Annotated in this window: 8 protein-coding genes; 3 read left to right on the forward strand and 5 right to left on the reverse strand. The window is 66.2% G+C overall.

Annotated elements, in window-relative coordinates:
- Nucleotides 1-12: 12 nt before the first annotated feature.
- Nucleotides 13-2,478: a glycosyl hydrolase 115 family protein gene (locus GGR48_RS04665; RefSeq protein WP_183950731.1), complete on the forward strand. Its 2,466-nt coding sequence runs from the start codon at nt 13-15 to the stop codon at nt 2,476-2,478.
- A 6-nt stretch (nt 2,479-2,484) separates the two neighbouring features.
- Here the strand turns inward: GGR48_RS04665 and GGR48_RS04670 are convergent, their stop codons facing one another.
- A complete protein-coding gene (locus GGR48_RS04670) occupies nt 2,485-3,489 on the reverse strand; it encodes a cupin-like domain-containing protein (RefSeq protein ID WP_183950732.1) in 1,005 nt (334 codons plus the stop codon).
- Entirely contained in the window at nt 3,486-4,175 is a 690-nt protein-coding gene (locus GGR48_RS04675) for a SapC family protein (protein ID WP_338110493.1), read from the reverse strand. The genes GGR48_RS04670 and GGR48_RS04675 overlap by 4 nt, the downstream gene beginning before the upstream one ends.
- A 265-nt stretch (nt 4,176-4,440) precedes the next feature.
- Between GGR48_RS04675 and GGR48_RS04680 the strand changes: the two genes are divergently transcribed.
- On the forward strand, nt 4,441-7,470 hold the full coding sequence (locus tag GGR48_RS04680) for a TonB-dependent receptor (RefSeq protein ID WP_183950733.1): 3,030 nt from the start codon (nt 4,441-4,443) through the stop codon (nt 7,468-7,470).
- 69 nt (nt 7,471-7,539) lie between these two features.
- Entirely contained in the window at nt 7,540-9,084 is a 1,545-nt protein-coding gene (locus GGR48_RS04685; protein ID WP_183950734.1) for a tryptophan halogenase family protein, read from the forward strand.
- A 220-nt stretch (nt 9,085-9,304) separates the two neighbouring features.
- Here GGR48_RS04685 and GGR48_RS04690 read toward each other — a convergent pair whose 3' ends face one another.
- From GGR48_RS04690 to GGR48_RS04700, 3 genes are read right to left on the reverse strand one after another with little or no spacing between them, the layout of a single operon-like run.
- Nucleotides 9,305-10,861 (reverse strand): glycoside hydrolase family 43 protein, encoded by a 1,557-nt coding sequence (locus GGR48_RS04690; protein WP_183950735.1) that lies wholly within the window; start codon nt 10,859-10,861, stop codon nt 9,305-9,307.
- A complete protein-coding gene (locus GGR48_RS04695; RefSeq protein WP_183950736.1) occupies nt 10,858-12,522 on the reverse strand; it encodes a glycoside hydrolase family 43 protein in 1,665 nt (554 codons plus the stop codon). Before GGR48_RS04695 ends, GGR48_RS04690 begins: the two co-directional genes overlap by 4 nt.
- Nucleotides 12,519-13,628, reverse strand: coding sequence for an endo-1,4-beta-xylanase (locus GGR48_RS04700; RefSeq protein WP_240455986.1), 1,110 nt, complete (start codon nt 13,626-13,628; stop codon nt 12,519-12,521). The genes GGR48_RS04695 and GGR48_RS04700 overlap by 4 nt, the downstream gene beginning before the upstream one ends.
- Nucleotides 13,629-13,652: the final 24 nt, after the last annotated feature.

Here is a 13,652-nt window from a genome sequence, read left to right on the forward strand (position 1 = left end):
TCGGGAGAGACGATGCCCCATCTGCTACTGTCCGCCGCGCTGATCGCGCTGTTGCCCGCCGCCGCGCAGGCTATGCCCGCCTGTCCGCAGCCGGTCATGGCGTGCGAGCGCGCGACGCCCGGTGGCCTGGCGCTGATCCTGCCGGGGCGGGTGTCCACCGTGGTGGTCGACGATGCCGATGCACCGGGTGTCCGCCGCGCGGCGCAGGATCTGGTCACCGACCTGAAGGCGGTGGGCGGCGGCGAGGGCCGGCTGGCGAATGTACCGGTGGCGGGCGCGACGGTGATCGCGGGGACGCTGGGCCAGAGCCCCGTGATCGACGCGCTGGTGCGGGCCGGCAAGATCGATGTCAGCGGCCTCAGGGGCCAGTGGGAAGGCTATGTCAAGCAAGTTGTCGACAACCCCGCACCGGGCGTATCCCGTGCGCTGGTGATCGTCGGCGCGGATCGGCGCGGCACCATCTTCGGTCTGTACGACATCAGCGCCAAGGCCGGGGTCAGCCCCTGGACCTGGTGGGCCGATGTTCCCGCGCAGCGCCACCCGAGCCTCTATCTGACGGCGGGGCGCGTCGCGGATCATCCGGTCGTCAAATATCGCGGCATCTTCATCAATGACGAGGAACCGGGCTTTGGCGGCTGGGCGCGCGCCACGTTCGGCGGCGTCAATCACCGGGCCTATGAGAAGGTTTTCACCCTGCTTCTTCGCTCCAAGGCGAATTTCCTGTGGCCGGCCATGTGGGGCAAGTCGCTATGGGAGGACGATCCCGCCTCCGCACCGCTGGCGCAGGAAATGGGGGTGCTGCTCGGCACCTCGCACCACGAACCGATGCAGCGCGCGCAGGCCGACTGGAAGCGTGAGGGCAGCGGGCCGTGGGATTACACCAAAAATGCCCCCGCGCTGCGCACCTTCTGGCGCAAGGGTATCGAGCGGCGGGGCAAGGCCGAGGACCCCGTGACCATCGGCATGCGCGGCGACGGCGACGAGCCGATGACCGAGGGGACCGCGATCGACCTGCTGCAGGGGATCGTCGCCGACCAGCGCAGCATCATCGCCGACGTCACCCAGCGCCCGGCGGCCGAAACGCCGCAGGTCTGGGCGCTCTACAAGGAGGTGCAGGATTATTACGACAAGGGGATGCGCGTCCCCGACGACGTGACCCTGCTGTTCGCCGACGACAATTGGGGCAATATCCGCCGTCTGCCGCCACCGGGGCAGACGCGCGCGGGCGGCGCGGGCGTCTATTATCATTTCGATTATGTCGGCGGGCCGCGCAATTACAAATGGCTCGACACGAACGCCGTGCCCCGCGTCTGGCAGCAGATGCGGATGGCCAGCGATTACGGTGCGGACCGGCTATGGATCGTCAATGTCGGCGACCTGAAGCCGATGGAATATGCGACCAGCTTCTTCCTTGCCATGGCGTGGGACCCGGCGCGCATGGACCTGGCCGCGATGCAGGCCTATCCCGCCCGATGGGCGACGCAGCAATTCGGGCCGGCGCAAGGTCCCGCCATCGGCGCGCTCCTGACCCGCTATGGACAACTTGCCAGCCGCCGCAAGCCCGAGCTGATCGACGCGACGACCTATGACTTGCCCAGTGGCGAATGGGCGCGGGTGTTGGCGGAATGGAACGCGCTCGACGGTGATGCCCGGCAGGTCGAAGCGACGCTGCCCGCCGCCCGGCGCGACGCCTATTATGAACTGGTGCTCCACCGCATCGAGGCGATGACGAACCTGCACCGGCTCTATCACGCGGTCGCCGCCAACCGTGCGGCGGCGAGTGCCGGAGACGGCGCGACCGCCGAGCGCATGGCGCAGGCGGCGCGCGGCTTCTTTGCCCGCGATGCGGCGATCCGCCACCGCTACGAGGTCGAGATGGCGGGCGGCAAATGGACCAGCATGATGGCGCAGACCCATATCGGCTATACCGGCTGGCAACAGCCCGACACCGACACGATGCCCGCACTGGCGACGGTGGCCAAGCCCTTGCCGCTGCCGGCGTCCACGCTCCGTGCCGCCCAGACGATCGCGGCCGATAGCGGCCGGGCGGTCGATGGCGGCGGCGTGCGGTGGCAGCGTGTGGCGGGCTTCACGGCGGCCGGTGCGGCGATGATCGCCACGCCCACCACCGCGCCCGCGATCGAGCGGCCGGGCGGGGCCAGTCCGCATATCGTCTATGACGTCCGCTGGGATCGCGCCGGTCCGATGACCTTGGGGGTGGTCGCCGCACCGGGGCTGGACGCCCGGGGGAACGGCAAGCACCGGGTCGCGATCTCGATCGACGGTGGCGCGCCGGTGATGCTCGATCTGATGGCCGGCGAGACGGCGGAGACTTGGGAGCGCTCGGTGATCGAGAACCGCCGGGTCGCGACGACCACGCTACCGGCGGTCACGGCCGGGCGGCATCGCATCACCCTGTGGCTGGTCGATCCCGAGGTGGTGATCCAGGGTTTGACGCTCAGCCCAGCCGGGAGCTGAGCCGGCTCAGCCGCCGCGTAGCATCCGCATCGCCTGCGCCCGGAGCATTTTCATATTCTCCGGGTTGTCGCCGAGCACGCCGTGTCGCTCCTCTGGCAGATGCGCCAGCGGATGGCCATCGGGGCGAAAGGCATAATGGTCGAACCATGCGGCCCAGGCCGCCCGCTCGGGCGCGGGGCGCGCGGCGATCGCACTCATCGCCAGCAATAGTGTGACGAAGGGCTGATCGGGCCCGACCGGAAACGCATCCCACCAGTAATTGACCAGCAGGTTGAGCGCGCCGCGCGCCTCCACCCGGTGCCACCAGAGCTTGGGCATGTAGAGCGCATCGCCCGGCCCCAGATCGACTGTGATCGCACGCGCCGCCGCGTGTTCGAAACGCGGATAGCGCGGGTCACCCGGCGTGGCCTCTGCTGCCAGCGCGACCGGCTGGCCCGCCATGGTGTGGTCGATCGGGCCGACATAGAGGTCGCCGATCGCATCCGGCGGATAAAGCGTGAAGCGCCGCTCCCCCGCGACCACGCAGGCGATATTGTCCAGCATGTCGTAATGGCAGGCGATGGTCGAGGCGTGACCGATCCACAGCCGGGGCGACACACCCGCCGGCGCGAAGGGCAGGGCGTTGTCGGCCGCCAATCCCGGCAGGAAGACCTCGGTCGGCAGCGAGCCGGCATAGACGCTTTCGGTCGCTTCGCCCGGCTTGGTGATGCGCGCGACCGCCTCGCCCAGCGCCATGCGTTCGCGCCGGAAATTGAACCCCGCCAGATCGTCGGTGTAGTGGTAGCGGCCGGCGATCGCAGGATCGCCGACAAAGGCCTCGACCGGATGGCCCGCTTCGAAGCGCGCCAGATAGTCGCGTAGCGCCGCACCGTCCTTGACCGCTTCCGCCAGTGGCCATCCGGCGACCGCGCCACGTATCACCACCGGCTGGCAGGGTTCGGCGACCAGCCGGCGGAAGGCCGCCGGATCGGTGAGCGCCGCGCGATCGATCTCGACCGCTGCCCCGCTCACGCCGCCAGTCCGCTCAACCGGTCGTTGCGCCGCCGGGCGAGCGTGGGGATGTGGCGGACCGAATTGGTCTGAGCATAGATCAGCTGCATGTCGCCCGACCGGAACAGCGACAGCGCGACGTCGTCGGGCAGCGCATGGAGCGCATCGAGGCTGATCGTATAGAGCGAGTCGAGTTGCAGGCTTTCGCCATTGTCGAAGCGGAAGCTCAGGTCGATCGGCTCGACCAGCTTGTGCGCCAGCAGCGCGGTGACGAAGCGTTCGGTCTCGGGCAGCCCCTTGTGCAACCGGCGCAAGGCCGCCTGGACCCGCTGCAACATCGGGGTCGGTGCACCGTCCGCATCGAATACCGGCTCGCCCCCGGGCTGCCGCAGCGCGGCGTGATGGGGATCGATCGCGATATTCTCGCCCGAGACGTAGAAACCCTGCCGCTCCAGATCGGCGGCGCGATATCCCACCAATGTGCGATCGGCGTTCAGGCAGAGATTTTCGTCCGGCACCAAGCCCATCAGCGCCCCCGGGTAGAGGTCACCCGTCTCGGGGTGCCGGGTGAACAATATGGGATAGTGGAGCGAGGCGGCGATGAACTCCTCGGCCACCAGCTGCACGAAATGGCGCGTCGCGTCGGGTGCGGTGGATACGCGCAGGGCCGCATGCCGCGCGCTGTCGAGCAATTCCATATCGGCCATGGTCGTCGGTCCTCTCGCGTCGCACCCTCTCATGACCCCGGGCGGATGCGATGCCGGCCGGGGCGACGATGGCGGGATTGTGTCTGGGGCGGGGTTGTGTCCGGTCCCTCCGTCCTTCGTCAAGCCATGCCGATACCGGCATTCGCGCACTCTGACAAATCGCTTGTTATAGCGCTATCATAGCGTTACCATCCTGGCATCATGTGGGCGGTACGGCGGCATAACGTCGGCCGCCCATGGACATAAACATGAAGGAGAGGGGAAGATGGTGGTTCGCACTGTTCTCGTGAGCACGCTGACGTCGCGGCGCAGGCTGATGACCGGCGTGTCGCCGCTGATGGCCCTGGCGCTGCTGTCGCCTGACGCGGCCTTGGCCCAGACCGGAGCCGGTGTCCGCCCGGACGTCGCGGTTCAGGCCAACACCACCACCGCCCAGGAGGCAGGCACGCCCCAAGGGCAGGCCACCGACCCCGCCGCGCAGGATAACAGCCCGTCGCCCGATGGCGAGGCGAGTTCGGCCGACATCATCGTCACCGGCCTGCGCAGTTCGCTCCAGCGCAACCTCGACATCAAGCGTACCGCGACCGGCGTCGTCGATGCTATCTCCGCGGAAGACATCGGCAAATTTCCCGACTCGAACGTCGCGGCCTCGCTCCAGCGTCTGCCCGGCGTATCGATCCAGCGCTCGGGCGCACGCGGCGAGCCTACCGGCATCACCGTTCGCGGCTTTGGCGGCGACTTCAACACCACGCTCTATGACGGCCGCCGCATCTCGACCGCGACCGGTGGTCGCCAGATCGACTTCAGCACCGTCGGCTCGGATTTCATCGGCGGCATCAGCGTCCTGAAGACGCCCGACGTGTCGCTGGCGTCCAGCTCGATCGGCGCGACCGTCGACATCCAGTTCCCCAAGCCGTTCGACCATCCCGGCTTCCGTGCCGCGGTCAGCGCCTCGGGCTCGTTGCAGGACCGTGCGGGCCATGTCGTGCCGACGCTCGGCGCGCTGGTCAGCGACACCTTCGCCGACGATACGCTGGGTATCCTGTCGAGCTTTATCTACACCCGCCGTGATACCGATACCAATCGCGTCTTCGTATCGGGCTGGCCGGGCAACGGCTTCGCTCCCTGCCAGTTGCAGGGCAGCACCGCCGCCACCTGCGCGCCGACGAACGACGTCAATGCCGCACCCTCGAACCGGCGGACGCTCACCGGCTGGTTCCCGCAGCAATATGGCGCGGAACAGCAGCGCGTGCAGGACGAGCGTGTCGATGGCCGCATCGCGCTGCAATGGCACCCTTCCGAAGGGGTGATGGTCACGCTGGACAACAACTTCTCGCGCCAGACGCTCAACACCGACGTGTACGGCTTTGGCGTGTGGTTCAGCCAGGAGTCGCTGCGCAACGTCAAGCAGGACGCCAATGGCACGGCGGTCAGCTTCACCCAGGCGGGGTCGCCGACTGACTTCACCAGCGCGCATAACCGCCAGATCCTTCAGACCAACCAGACCGGCCTGAACGTCAAGTGGGACGTCACCGAAAAGCTGACGGTCGAAGCCGACGGCGCCTATGCCAAGAGCTGGCTGAACCCCGGCAATGTCATCGGCAGCCAGAATGGCGACATCGGCTATGGCGGTCGCCTGGGCACCAATCTGGGCTTCAACATCACGGGCGACAGCAACAAGGCGTTCCCGACGATCAGCAATTTCGGCCCGGCCGGAAACGCGGCGGCCTGGGCCGATCCCGCGCTGATCGGCTCGCACGTCACGGTCAACCAGACCCAGCAGAATACCGACGAGCTCAAGCAATTCCGCGGCGTCGCGACGTGGAAGGAAGAGAATATCACGCTGAAGCTCGGCGGCCAGTATGTCGAGGACAATTTCCAGCTGTTGAACCGCAGCACCTTCACCAATAATTTCTGGCAGGCCTATTCGGGCTATGGCGCGCCGTCGGGTCAGGGCGGTGGCGTGTCGCCGCTGCCGTCCAGCCTCTATCAGGGTACGATCAGCCTCGACAAATTCATCCCCGGCTTCGCGGGCGGCCTGCCGCCGTCCGTCCTGATCTACAGCCCGCAGGCCTATCAGGCCTATCTGTCGGGGCTGGGCAATCCCTATGCCCAGAATATTCCGGGGTTCAATTATCCGGGCGCCACCGACACGGCGAACGGGCTGCGCGGGTTCCGCGGCCAGTTCACCGAGGCGGTCGACCCGGCGAGCATCCTGACGGTCAACGAAAAGACGCTGTCCTTCTTCCTCAGCTCGGCGATGGAAGGCCGGATCGGCAACATGCCCCTGCATGTCGCGTTCGGCGTGCGCACCGAGAATACCCGTCTGCGCTCGATCGGGCAGGGACGCCAGCCGACGTCGATCACGCGCAGCACGACCGACCCGTCGCTGCTGACCATCGGCTTCTCCGACACGCAGCCCGTGGCGCGCCGCAACAGCTACACCTATGTGCTGCCCTCGGTCGACGCACGACTGGAAGTGACCGACAATCTGCAGCTGCGCTTCGACGCGTCGCGTACGCTGACCCGTCCGGGCCTCAACCTGCTGAACCCGGTGCTCAACGTCGGTATCGGCCAGCGCGTCGGTGCGCTGTCGGGCAGCGGCGGCAACCCCAATCTACAGCCCTATCTGGCCGACAATTTCGACGTCGCGGCCGAATGGTACTACCAGCGCAACTCGTACCTCGCGGTCGACTTCTTCCTGAAGAACGTCAGCAACTTCATCGTCGGCGGCGTGACGCGCCAGACGGTGAACGGCGTGATCGATCCGACGACCGGCCAACCGGCGAGCTTCGCCATTTCGGCGCAGGTCAACGGTCCGGACGCAACGGTGCGCGGTGTCGAAATCGCCTGGCAGCAGGTGTTCGGCGACAGCGGCTTCGGCTTCCAGGCCAATGCGACGCTGGTCGATACCAACAAGCCCTATGACGCGACCAACATCTCGCAGACGGGCTTCGCGGTCACGGGCCTGGCCAATTCGGCCAACTTCGTCGGCTTCTACGACAAGAACGGCTTTCAGATCCGAACCGCGCTCAACTGGCGTGACGAGTATCTGGCGGGCTTCGGCCAGAACCAGAATACCGGGGCGTACGGCGCCGAGCCGACCTTCGTGAACCAGAGCTTCCAGGTCGATCTGACCAGCAGCTATGACGTCACCAAGGACTTCTCGATCTTCGGCGAAATCCTGAACCTCAACAACAACAAGCAGAGCACGCATGGCCGGTTCAAGAACCAGCTGCTCGATGTGTTCGACTATGGCCGGCGCTTCACGCTCGGCGCGCGCTACCGCTTCTGACGATAGCGCGAGGGCGGGGATGTCGGGCTTCGGCTTGACATCCTCGTTCGCTTTTGGACCTTCTCGACCATGGTTCAGCCCGTACAGAATATCGTGATCGTCGGCGGCGGCACCGCCGGCTGGTTGACCGCCGGTGTCATCGCCGCGCGGCATCAGGGGCGGCGGCCGCATGGCTTTACCGTCACACTCGTGGAGTCGCCCAATGTGCCGATCATCGGCGTGGGTGAGGGGACTTGGCCGACGCTGCGCACGACCTTGCGCAAGATGGGCGTGTCGGAGACCGCGTTCTTCCGCGAATGCGACGCCTCGTTCAAACAGGGCGCGCGCTTCAACCGCTGGACGACGGGTGCGGCCGATGACGGCTATTACCACCCGCTGATGCTGCCGCAGAGCTTCGGACAGGTAAACCTGGCCCCTCACTGGCTGGCGGCGGGCGAGGAGACCAGCTTCTGCGACGCGGTGACGCCGCAGGGGCGGATTTGCGACGCAGGGCTGGCACCCAAGACGATCGCGACGCCCGAATATGAGGCGCTGGCCAACTACGCCTATCATCTCGATGCCGGCAAGTTCGCCGACTTCCTGCGCCGCCATTGCTGCGAGACGTTGGGCGTGCGGCATGTCCTGGCCGATGTCGAAGAGGTGTTGCTGACCGAGCAGGGCGACATCCGCGCGGTCCGCACGGCGCAGGCGGGGGAAGTGACCGGCGACCTGTTCGTCGACTGTACCGGTTTCCGCTCGCTCCTGCTCGGCGAGGCGATGGGGGTGCCGTTCAAACCGCTGGGCGATGTGCTGTTCTGCGATACCGCGCTCGCCATCCAGGTGCCCTATGACGATCCCGAGGCGCCGATCGCCTCGCACACCATCTCGACGGCGCAGTCGTCGGGCTGGATCTGGGACATCAGCCTGCCGACCCGGCGCGGGGTGGGGCATGTCTTTTCGAAAAGCCATATCGGCCGCGACGAAGCCGAGCGCGAGCTGCGCGCCTATCTGGGTGACGCGGGGCGTGATCTGCCGGTGCGCGAGTTGAAGATCCGGGCGGGACATCGGACGCGCTTCTGGGAACGGAACTGCGTCGCCGTCGGGCTGGCGGCGGGGTTCCTGGAACCGCTTGAGGCCTCGGCTATCGTCCTGATCGAACTGTCGGCCAAGCTGATCGCCGAGCAGATGCCGGCGTGCCGCGAGGTGATGGATACCGTCGCCCGGCGGTTCAACGACACGACCCTGTACCGCTGGGGCCGGATCGTCGATTTCCTGAAGCTGCATTACGCGCTGACCCAGCGGACCGACAGCGACTTCTGGCGGGACAATTGCCGGACCGAGACGATGCCCGATCGCCTGCAGGACCTGATGACGCTGTGGCGCTATCAGGCGCCGTGGATGCATGACGAGTTCGACCGGGTGGAAGAGGTGTTCCCCTCGGCCAGCTATCAATATGTCCTGTACGGCATGGGCCAGCGCACCGAGATCGCGCCGGGCAGCCTGGCGGCCGAGACGATCGTCGCCGAGCGTGCCCGGCGGAAAAATGACGTGCAGACCGGGCGGATGCTCGCCGGTTTGCCAAAGCACCGTGACCTGATCCGCAAGATCGTCGAGCGGGGGCTGCCGACGATCTAAAGCAGGATGACATAAAATGAACCCACCCCTCCCCTTCAGGGGAGGGACTCGCGTTGATTGGATGCAATGTCATCACAATCCAGATGGTCGGCGTTTCGCGTGGCCTTCGACTTAGCTCAGGCTGAACGGAGCGGAGGATCGAAGGCCATATATTCCAACCTCCGTTCAGCCTGAGCGAAGTCGAAGGCCAAGGGAGGGCGAGCCACTCCGCCCGGCGGGCTTACCGCCCCGACAGCGCGAAGCTGTCGACATCCATCCACCCGCCTTTGGCACCCGGATTATAGCAGAACAGCGCATATTGCTGTCCCTGGAACGTCCCCGTCCGCCAGTCGAAGGCGAGAGGGAAATCGCCGCCCAGCGTCCGCCAGTCGCGCCCGTCGACGCTATAGGCGACGCTGCCCCGATCGGTCTTGAAATCCATGTCGGTGCGCAGGAACAGCCGCTTGGCGGCGATCGGCTGGGCATCGACCCGGACGTCGGTCTTCTGGGTGTCGGCCAGATCCTCGATCACGCGCATGGTGAGCGTCAATCGGCCATCGCGTCCCCGGCCGACCGCGATATGGCCGTTATATTTGCCGAAGGTGCCGAAGCCGCACTGGTCGCCGGCGGCGATATGCGACGGGTCGATCGCCACCATACCCCGGCTGAACGGTCCCTGTCCCTTTTGCAGCAGGGTGTTGCGGGCGCTCCAAAGGGCGGGAGCTTGGCCCGCGCGCAGTCGCATCCAACCCGGCCGCTCGGTCAGCGACCAGCCGCTGGCGACGGGATTGTGGTTCCACTGCCATTGCAGGCCCAGCTTGGACGCCGCGAAATCGTCCGAGGCGGGGAGCAGGCTGACCGGCTGGCCCTGGATCGGTTTGGTCGCGGTGGCGGGCACGCGGCCAGGCGCGTCCGGCGTGCCCCAGACCGGCCAGCCGTCCTTCCAAAAGACGGGGCTGATGTTCGTCATCCGTCCGACCGCACCGGCATCGATCATCACGAAGCCATAATCCGTGCCATCGGGCAGATCCACGATCGCACCCTGATGCCCGCCGGTCTTGTCGTCGATCTGGTCGTGCGTTTCCCACGGCCCGAACAGGCTCTTGGCGCGCGAGACGGTCATGCCCAGCCGGAAGGGAATGGCGTTGAACATGTAATAATAGTCGCCGCGCTTGACGAGCTTCGAGCCCTCGGCGCCCTTGTTGAAATAGACGACACGCTTGTCGGTGACGGTGCGCAGGTCACGGTCGAGGCTGAGCAGCGTATTGGTGCCGTCCGACCCGACCGAGGTCATGATATAGGCGCTGCCGTCGGTGTCGAAGAACAGCCCCGGATCAAAGGCTTCCTCGCTGATCCGGTTCATCGTCCAGGGGCCGCGAATATCCTTCGAGCGATAGATACGCGTCTTCTCGCCGACCGGCGTCACCGCGATGTAGAAGACGCCGTCGCGGTAGCGCAGGCTGGGGGCGAAGATGCCCTTTCGATAGGCGCCGCCCTTCTTCAGCTCATATTCAGGCAAGACCTCGAGGCGATCGATGACATGGCCGACGAAGCGCCAGTTCACCAGATCGCGCGAGGTCATGATGGTCAGGCCGGGGACGTTGGCGAAGGTCGTGGTGATGAAGTAGAAGTCCTCGCCCACCCGGATGATGTCGGGATCGGGATAATCGGCATAGAGCGGCGGATTGGCATAGGTGCCGTCGCCGCGATCCGACTGCCAGGCTTGTGCACCAGCCATGGCGGACAGCCCGGCCAGCGATACCGCCAGCGCGATCGCGAAAGGTCGCTGCGCCGTCATCGCGGCGTATACGCATAAGGGCCGATGACCGTGCCGACGAACCCGCCCGCGCGCGCGGTGCTGAGGAAGCGGACATCGACATCGGATGTCAGCGTCATCGGCTTGCCGCCTGTCTGATAATCGAACGTCATCATACCGCCTTTCGCATGGATGCTGAGCGTGACCGGTCCCTTTGCGGTCAGCGGCGCGGAGGCCACCAGCCTTTCGGGCGCGGCTTCGTCGCGCGTGTTCTTGCCCTCCCGGACATAGAGCGCGATGCGCGGCTGCCCGTCGATGCGGGTCAGGCCGAAGAACAGATAGGCATAATCGTTCTGGATCGCCGCCAGCCCGGCGCGTGCGCCGTCCCTGGTGGGGGTGAAGGTCAGCGTCGTCGCGACATCGGCGACCACATGCTGCTGGCGACGCCCGACAAAGGCGGGCACGCCGCTCCGATCGCCCAGCGGCGCGCCGCTGTCGATCGACAGGCGGCCATTGGCGACGCGGTAGAAGGGAGTCTTGGGTGTGCGGATGCCGATCCACGGCATGGCGAGCCTGTCGCCGTCGAAGCTGTCGACATAGCCGAAGTCGCCGCTGGTCGGCAGTTTGGGGGCGGGGCTGGCGGGCAGGTCGGGCTTGGCATGGGTCCAGGGCACGGGCTTGCCGGGCTCCAGGATCATCGGCCATCCGTCTTTCCAAGTGACGGGCAACAGGAAGGTCTCACGCCCGATATTGTAGAAATCCTCGGCATAGGGGCGCGTCGCGAGGAAGGTCGCCCACCAGTCGCCATTCTGCGTCTGGACCAGCTCGGCATGGCCCGCCGCGCTGATCGGATGCGGGCGGTTGGGGTCGAGGTCGCGTTGGGTCAGGATCGGATTGCCGGCGAAGGGCACGAACGGTCCGCGCAACGCCTTCGAACGGAAGACGACCTGCGAATGGTTGACGCTGGTCCCGCCCTCGGCGGCGGTCAGATAATACCAGCCGTCCTTCTTGAAGATGTGCGGTCCTTCGATCCAGACGGGCTTCTTCGACAGGTCGACGCCACCATTGATCAGCTGTGTGCTCTCCCCCACCATCTTGCCGGCGCGCCAGTCATATTCTTGGACCCAGATGGCGCGGTGGCCATCATAGCGCGGCGTCTCGTCGGGTGCGCGGTTGTTGACGATATAGGCGCGGTTCCCCTCCCAGTAGATGGACGGGTCGATCCCCTCGAAGGGGAGCCAGATCGGGTCCGACCAGGGCCCCGCCGGGTTCTTGGCGGTGATGACGAAATTGCCCCGGCACTGAACGCAGGTGTTGACGATGTAGAAGGTGCCGTCGTGATAGCTGATGTCGGGCGCGAACACCGCCTCCGAAATCGCGCGTCCCGAAAAATCGAGCTGCCCCGGCCGATCGATCGCATTGCCGATCTGCGTCCAGTTCACGAGATCGGTCGAGTGGAAGATCGGCAGGCCCGGATAATGGGCGAAGGACGAATTAACGAGATAATAGTCGTTGCCGACCCGCGTGACCGAGGGATCGGGATAATAGCCTGCGACGATCGGGTTCAGATATTCGCCCGGTCCCGGCTTTACCTGCTCCAGCGAACGGCCCTGATAGCGGAAGTCATCGAACTGCGCGGTCTGCGCGACGGCGGGCCCGGCCAGGCTCAGCGACAGGGCGAGGAGCGTCAGGCGGCGGATCATGCGATGGTCTTTCGAACGGGCGCGGCGCGCAGGGCATCGGCGATGGCCGCGCGCAGCGGCTTGGGGTGCAGCGCGTCGTCATAGGGAAGGGGGCGCTGGGCGACGCCGTCAGGGCGCGGCGCGAACCCCTGCAGCCAGCTAGGCTTGTCCCACAGGCCCCAGCACAGGAACTGGTCGAGCTGCGGATAGGCGAACATGCGATCGAGATAGTCGCGCGCGACGGCGGCGACCTGCGCGTCGCGGCGGACGGGATCGGCCGGGAGTTCGCGGTCGTTGATGTCGAACTCGGTGATCAGCAGGCGATAGCCCATCGCCACCACCGCATCGATGAACTGCTTCCACTCGGCGCGTTGGGCGCGCGAATGGCTGCCGTCATTGCCGAGATGGCTCTGGATGCCGAGCGCGTCGACCGGCACCTTCTCGCGCCGGAACCGCTCGAGCAGGCGCAAGACGCCGGCGCGGTGCTTCTCGTTGCCGACCTCCCAGGACATATAGTCGTTATAGACCCGCTGGGCGTGGGGAGCATGTTCCCTGGCCGCTTCGAACGCGATCTTCAGCGCGTCGAAGCCGAGTGCCTGGGTGAAGACGGTGTCGCGAATTTCGCCGGTCTTGGGATCGATCGTCTCGTTGACCACGTCCCAGGAATAGATGCGATCGCCGAAATGGCCCGCGACGCTGGCGATATAGGCGCGCAGCCATTTTTCGGCACCGACGCTCCGCACCCGCTCGGCGAGCGCCGGCGAGATATATTTGCCATAATTCCACAGCAAGGTGTGGCCGCGCAGCTTCATGCCATGGTCGCGCGCATAGGTCGCGATCACGTCGGCCGGGCCGAAGTTCAGCGCCTGCGGGTCGTTGCGGACCACATAGACCTTCATCTCATTTTCGGGAACGACGACCCCGCATTCGCGCGCGACGATCGCGCCGTACGCCGGATCGTTGATCGGCGAGGAGCGCCCGGCGTTGATCGCGGTGCCGAACAGGATTCCCTTGGCCGCCGCCAGATCGCGTAACGGCGCATCGACCTGCGCTATGAGTGGCGACGGGAGCGCTCCCATCATCAGGCCGCCGGTCATCCCGACAAGCTGTTGCCGACGCGTCAGCATCGGGCCTTGCCCCTTGGGTTCCAT

Origin of the sequence: Sphingomonas pseudosanguinis, from assembly GCF_014196255.1 — a bacterium.
GTDB classification, from domain to species: Bacteria; Pseudomonadota; Alphaproteobacteria; order Sphingomonadales; family Sphingomonadaceae; genus Sphingomonas; species Sphingomonas pseudosanguinis.

Bases quoted from the DNA above. Each gene is read 5' to 3' on its own strand.
- GGR48_RS04680 (WP_183950733.1), top strand. From the start codon at position 4,441: ATGGTGGTTCGCACTGTTCTCGTGAGCACGCTGACGTCGCGGCGCAGG.
- GGR48_RS04695 (WP_183950736.1), bottom strand. From the start codon at position 12,522: ATGATCCGCCGCCTGACGCTCCTCGCCCTGTCGCTGAGCCTGGCCGGG.
- GGR48_RS04690 (WP_183950735.1), bottom strand. From the start codon at position 10,861: ATGACGGCGCAGCGACCTTTCGCGATCGCGCTGGCGGTATCGCTGGCC.
- GGR48_RS04685 (WP_183950734.1), top strand. From the start codon at position 7,540: ATGGTTCAGCCCGTACAGAATATCGTGATCGTCGGCGGCGGCACCGCC.
- GGR48_RS04665 (WP_183950731.1), top strand. From the start codon at position 13: ATGCCCCATCTGCTACTGTCCGCCGCGCTGATCGCGCTGTTGCCCGCC.
- GGR48_RS04675 (WP_338110493.1), bottom strand. From the start codon at position 4,175: ATGGCCGATATGGAATTGCTCGACAGCGCGCGGCATGCGGCCCTGCGC.
- GGR48_RS04700 (WP_240455986.1), bottom strand. From the start codon at position 13,628: ATGCTGACGCGTCGGCAACAGCTTGTCGGGATGACCGGCGGCCTGATG.